Below are 5,792 nucleotides of genomic sequence, written 5' to 3' on the forward strand. Positions count from 1 at the left end.
GCGCAAGCGGGCGACCACCCAACTGGCAAAGCTCGGCCAGAATTTCGAAACCAGCGGCCCGCGCCAAAAGACGCGACGGCGCACCCTCTTCTTCACACAGAGCCCACAGTTTCCGGAGTGCCGATCGGATAGTGGACGAATCGAACATCCGGCCGTAAATCAAGGAAAAATCGACCGAACCACCATCCGCGGCCTCGTCGAGAATTTTCTGCCACTGCTCCATCGGAAACGCCAAGCTGCGAAGCTGATGGCTTTCATCCATAATGGCCTCAGTGGCGAAGTTCGGCGCAGCAAGTGCGAAGTCGCCCTTTTTGCTGATCACATCGAAACGTCCTCCTCCCAGGTCACCGCTGACCCGGCTGCCTCCAAGCAGGTCCTGATACAGGACAATATCCGACACGGCAGGGCGGGACATGTCCCCGGCCGGCCGCTCCACCTCAAGCAGGTTAAGGATTCCGCCAGGGGATTTCATCGTGCGCACGTACGACGCCTGTTGGCCCTCGCAGTACCATTGGGTGAAAGAGGGATGGGCCGGCACGGTCATTGCGGCGTCTCCGATTCTGCAATCGCCGCTCCGTGCGTTTGAAGTGAGGTTTGGGACGCCGGATCGCGCACCGCCCGACGATAGTCGGACGGGCTCATGTGCCGATGCTTGATGAAAACCCGTGCGAGGACCTGGTTCGACGAATATCCCACCTCCTGCGCGATCTCGGTGACCGGAAGGTCAGTCGTCTCAAGGAGTTCGCAGGCTTTTTCCACTCTCAGCCGTGTCAGATGGACCCGAGGCGGCACGCCCACGCTCTGCTTGAACATGCGCGCGAAATGAAAAGGAGATAGACGCGCTTCGGCTGCCAGTTCGTCGAGGCTGATGTCTTCCGAAAGCCGCGCCCGCAGCAGTTCCAGGCAGCGCCTCTCTGCCCAAGGGGCGAGGCCGCCCTTGACTGGCCCGAATGGCGCCCCGCCCAACCGGCAGAGCTCGGCCAGTATCTCGCAGCCCGCGGCCTGCGCCAGCAGGCGCGAGGGTGCACCCTCCTCATCGCACAAGACCCACAGGTTCCGGAGTGCTGATCGGATGGTTGGCGAGGCGAACGCCCCCATACATAGTTTCTGGTAGTCCACAGGGAACCGCCCTTCGGCGGCCTCGTCCAGAACGGGCTGCCACTGCGCCAACGGAAACGACACGCTGCGAAGCTCGTGAGCGGCGTCGACAATGACCGTATTTGCGAACCTCGGAGCGGAGAGAAAAAAGCCGCCCTTTTCGCTCCTCACATCGAAGCGCCCCCCTCCCATATCGCCGCTGACGCGGCTGCCACCATGCAGATCTTGATAGAGGATGAGATCCGGGACGGCAGGGTCGGACATGTCCCCGGCCGGCTGCGCGGCCTCAAGCAGATGAATGATATCACCTGCGGACTTCATCGTGCGCACATAGCGCGCGAGGTGACCGTCGCTGTACCATTCGGCAAAAGAGGAATAGGCAGGCACGCCCATGCTGTGTCTCCTATGACTATCGCCGGTCGGGCCGAGCCGGCGGCCCGCTTCGCGCCTCACAGATCGATCGGCGATTGGTCAAAGCAAGCATTCTTCCTTCAGATCGCACACGAAAGGCACTGCTGCGATCCTCGCTCCGGCCACCCGCAACGATCCAGAAATATCCGTTGAAGGTCGTTTCGACCCCTTCTCACCCCAAGGTCGAAACGCTACCGTTTCGTCCATATTGGGGAGTTTTTGGATGGAACGCAAGAGTGCCGACCACAAGAAAAGACGGAAACCAAGTGGTGCGGCGGTCATCCGGCCCGAACTGACCATCGCGCTGTTCAGGGCATTGTTCGAGGAGTGGGCAATGACCGGCTATGCGGCAGTAAGCCTGGAGCGCGTGGCAGCCCGGGCGGGCGCAGGCAAGGCGGCAATATACCGGCGGTGGCCGTCGAAACTGGAGTTCGCGTGCGAAGCGATACAAAGCGTCGAGGTCATGCGGTTGGGTTCCACCGACCAGGGATCTCTGCAGGCGGACATCAGAGAATACCTTCGAGCCACGCGCGCGGTCCTGAGACATCCGCTGGTCCGCCGGATAATCCCCGACCTGGTTGCCGAACGTTTGCGATCGAACGAATTGTCGGCGATGCTGCATGGCATTGCCGAGGCACGGCGACAGTTCGGACATCGGCTGCTAAATCGCGCCATCGCCCGAAACGAACTGCGCGCAGACCTCGACAGGGAGCTGGCGCTCGATCTGCTCTTTGCCCCCCTCTATTCGCGCATGATCGTCCGAGGGAAAACCTTCGCGAAAGCCGACCTCGACAGGCTGGGCATTGCTCTGGAGGCCGCCATCAAGGCCTGTTGAGCCAACGCCTGCACCAGGGAAGCGCGGGCAAGCGGCACGTCGTTCCCGCCGGCATGGCGACCGTGCGTCCATCTCCCTCGGCGAATCATCGCAAGAACGGCATCGTCACCGCAGGGGCAGCGACGCTCTGCCGGCGCGGCTCGCTAAATTGTCCAGCGGATACGCTGCCAGACGGCGCGCGGTGTGGACCCAAGGAAGGACTGAAACGATGCCTCCGCAGGATGATCGAAACTCACGCCTCACGACCACCGCCGGCGCGCCCGTTGCCGACAACCAGAACAGCCTGACCGCCGGTGATCGCGGCCCGGTCCTCTTGCAGGACTGGAAGTTGATCGAGAAGCTGGCCCACCAGAACCGGGAACGGATCCCCGAGCGGGTCGTCCACGCCAAGGGCTGGGGTGCGCATGGGATGTTCAGGATAACCGGCGACATATCGCATCTGACCTGTGCCAAGGTGCTGCAGCCCGGCGCCGAGACTCCAATGATTGCGCGTTTCTCGACGGTTGCGGGGGAAATGGGGGCGGCCGATCATGAGCGGGACGTTCGCGGTTTCGCGCTCAAATTCTATACCGAAGAAGGCAATTGGGATCTGGTGGGCAACAACACGCCGGTCTTCTTCGTCCGCGACCCGCTCAAATTCCCCGATTTCATCCATACGCAGAAGCGTCACCCGCGCACCAATCTGCGATCGGCGACGGCGATGTGGGACTTCTGGTCCCTGTCGCCGGAAAGCCTGCATCAGGTGACGATCCTCTTTTCCGACCGCGGCCTGCCTGTTAGCCCGATGCATATGAACGGATACGGCAGCCACACCTACAGCCTGTGGAATGACGATGGCGATCGGGTCTGGGTCAAGTTCCACTTCAAGACCCGCCAGGGCCATCGCCACTACACGAACGCCGAGGCGGAAGAAGTCGTCGGCAGAACCCGCGAAGGCTATCAGGAAGCGCTGTTCGGCACGATCGAGGAAGGGAACTATCCCCGCTGGATCGCGCAGGTTCAGGTCATGACGGAAGCGCAGGCGGGCGAATTGCCCTTCAACCCGTTCGACGTCACGAAGGTCTGGCCCCATGCCGATTTTCCACCGATCGAGATCGGCGTGCTTGAACTCAACCGCAATCCGGACAATTATTTTGCCGAAATCGAGCAGTTGGCCTTCAGCCCATCGAACGTCGTGCGCGGCATCGGCCATTCACCGGACAGGATGCTGCAAGGCAGAATCTTCGCCTATGCGGACGCCCATCGCTACAGGCTGGGCACGCACTACGAGGCGCTGCCGGTCAACCGGCCCCGGTGCCCGGTGCATCATTATCACAAGGACGGGGCGATGCGCTTCTTCGGCAACATGCCGAATTCGGATGCCTACTACGAGCCGAACAGCTTCGGCGGCCCGGTGGAGGACGGATCGTTCACCGACCCACCGCTCCAGATCGAAGGTCCAGCTGCCCGGTTCGATCATCGGGAGGAGAACGACGATTTCAGCCAGCCCCGCGCGTTGTTCCTGCTGTTCGACGACGGGCAGAAGGCGCGACTGTTCGCCAACATCGCTGCCGCAATGCGCGGCATTCCCGATGCCATCGCTGAACGGCAGATCGAGCTTTTTGGGCAGGTCCATCCCGATTTCGGCGCTGGGGTATGCGCCGCGCTGGACGCGCTGGACCCGCAGTTTTGATCGCGCCGGGCCGATGCGAAAACCCGTCTGAAGGTTCATAAGCATAAGGGGAAACCAGGCGCGGAAGGTATCACGGGATGACCAGCGGCATACACCACCTCACCGGCATCACCTCCAATGTGCAGGCCAACGTCGACTTCTATGTCGGCTTTCTCGGGCTGAGGCTTGTGAAGCGCACCGGAGGCTACGCGGACGCAGAGCAGTTGCATCTCGTCTATGGAGACGGCCTCGGCAGTCCCGGCTCGTTGCTGACGTTCCTTGTCTGGGAGGCGGCGGGCCGCGGTCGTACGGGCACGGCCAGGTATCGGAAGTGGCGTTGGCGGTGCCGCCAGCTTCGCTCGGTGACTGGATCACCAAGGCGCTCGCCGCCAACATACCGCTCGAGGGTCCGTCTCGCGAGTTCGGCGAGCCGGTCCTCCGGCTGAAGGATCCGGACGGGCTGATCGTGAAGCTGGTCGGAGTGGACATGGCAACGCCGGCGCCACTTCCGAACGCACCCACCCGGCTGCGGGGCGTCACGCTCCTGACGGACAAGGCGATTAAGACCGCAAGCTTTCTGACACGTTTCGGGTACACGGAAGACCGGCGCTCAGGCGTTACACAGCGCATGGGTTCCGATACCGACATCGTCGATATCAGGGAGGTATCTGGTTTCGTGCCTTCCGTGTCCGGCGGCGGGGTGCCCGACCATGTCGCTTTTCGCGCGCGCGGCATCGATGATCTCCGCTCCATGCGGCTTTCGCTGACGGATCACGGGCCCACCGAGGTGCATGATCGGAAGTACTTCGTGTCGCTCTACGTTCGCGATCCCGCCGGCATACTGATGGAATGCGCGACCGACAGGCCGGGCATGACCATTGACGAAGCGCCTGCCGAGCTTGGCCGGACACTGTTTCTGCCGCCACATGATGCCGATCGCGCAGAGGATCTGAGGGCCATACTTCCGCAATTCGCCCTTCCCGGCGAAGAGCGGTTTCCGGCCCGCGACCTCCCTTTCATTCATCGTTTCAACCGGCCGCAGAATCCGGACGGCGCGACCTTGGTGCTGCTGCACGGCACCGGCGGCAATGAAGCCGATCTGATGCCGATCGCACGACGCATAGCCCCGCATTCGGCGCTGCTCGGCGTGCGTGGCCGAGCGACCGAGGACGGAACCAATCGCTGGTTCCGCCGCGTCGATGCAACGACGTTCGATCAGCAGGATATCCGTGGCGAAGCAGAAGCCTTCGCGGCGTTTGTCGAAGGCGCCGTAACCGGCTATGGCCTCGACCCCGACAAACTTGTCTTCCTCGGCTATTCCAACGGCGCCAACATGCTGGCGGCGGTCATCCAACTTCATCCTGGCGTCGTGCGCCGCGCGGTTCTGCTGCGCGGCATCCAGACCCTGGAGAAACCACCTGCCCTTGATCTCTCGGACACGAGCGTATTGGCGCTAACCGGACGTGATGATGCCTTTGCTCGCAATGCGCCGGCGCTGGCGTACGCGCTTATGGTTCAAGGAGCGCGCGTCGACACTCTGGAGCTCTCAGCCAATCATGAACTCGCCGCTGCAGACGTCGCCGAATCAGCTGAATGGATTCAGCGAAAACTCTCTATGAATAGGTAGTCCCTTTGCACGAGCAGTCCAATTGGGCCGAATTTGACCAACCTGCTTCCAAGGGTTTGCGCGACCGCGGGCAGGCTTGGCGATCACCTCGACCGACGGCCGCTGACGATCAGCTCCTGCGCATCAGGATCATCTTCTCCTGCGTCATGTCGCGCATCGTGTAGCGGATG

Annotated in this window: 5 protein-coding genes and 1 pseudogene; 4 read left to right on the plus strand and 2 right to left on the minus strand. The window is 62.2% G+C overall.

Features of this window, described 5'->3' with window-relative positions; all coding sequences use genetic code 11:
• Positions 1–544, minus strand: a pseudogene (locus MAXJ12_RS30350) (AraC family transcriptional regulator); the annotation flags it as partial.
• Positions 541–1,491, minus strand: coding sequence for a helix-turn-helix domain-containing protein (locus MAXJ12_RS30355; RefSeq protein WP_008840000.1), 951 nt, complete (start codon positions 1,489–1,491; stop codon positions 541–543). The gene MAXJ12_RS30355 and the pseudogene MAXJ12_RS30350, both read right to left, overlap by 4 nt.
• A 241-nt stretch (positions 1,492–1,732) precedes the next feature.
• Here MAXJ12_RS30355 and MAXJ12_RS30360 point away from each other — a divergent pair, with 241 nt between their 5' ends.
• The 4 genes from MAXJ12_RS30360 to MAXJ12_RS30370 all read left to right on the plus strand — a co-directional run bounded on the left by MAXJ12_RS30360 (position 1,733) and on the right by MAXJ12_RS30370 (position 5,622).
• A complete protein-coding gene (locus MAXJ12_RS30360) occupies positions 1,733–2,344 on the plus strand; it encodes a TetR-like C-terminal domain-containing protein (RefSeq protein WP_008840001.1) in 612 nt (203 codons plus the stop codon).
• Positions 2,345–2,552: 208 nt separating this feature from the next.
• Positions 2,553–4,016, plus strand: a complete 1,464-nt coding sequence (locus MAXJ12_RS30365) for a catalase (RefSeq protein ID WP_008840002.1) — start codon at positions 2,553–2,555, stop codon at positions 4,014–4,016.
• A gap of 77 nt (positions 4,017–4,093) precedes the next feature.
• The gene (locus MAXJ12_RS39345) at positions 4,094–4,441 is read left to right on the plus strand and encodes a VOC family protein (RefSeq protein WP_244421657.1); all 348 of its coding nucleotides are present in this window, start codon (positions 4,094–4,096) and stop codon (positions 4,439–4,441) included.
• Positions 4,333–5,622 carry a ring-cleaving dioxygenase gene (locus tag MAXJ12_RS30370; RefSeq protein WP_244421658.1) on the plus strand — a complete coding sequence of 430 codons (1,290 nt, stop codon included), beginning with the start codon at positions 4,333–4,335 and terminating at the stop codon, positions 5,620–5,622. The genes MAXJ12_RS39345 and MAXJ12_RS30370 overlap by 109 nt, the downstream gene beginning before the upstream one ends.
• Positions 5,623–5,792 lie beyond the last annotated feature (170 nt).

Origin of the sequence: Mesorhizobium alhagi CCNWXJ12-2, from assembly GCF_000236565.1 — a bacterium.
GTDB lineage: Bacteria > Pseudomonadota > Alphaproteobacteria > Rhizobiales > Rhizobiaceae > Allomesorhizobium > Allomesorhizobium alhagi.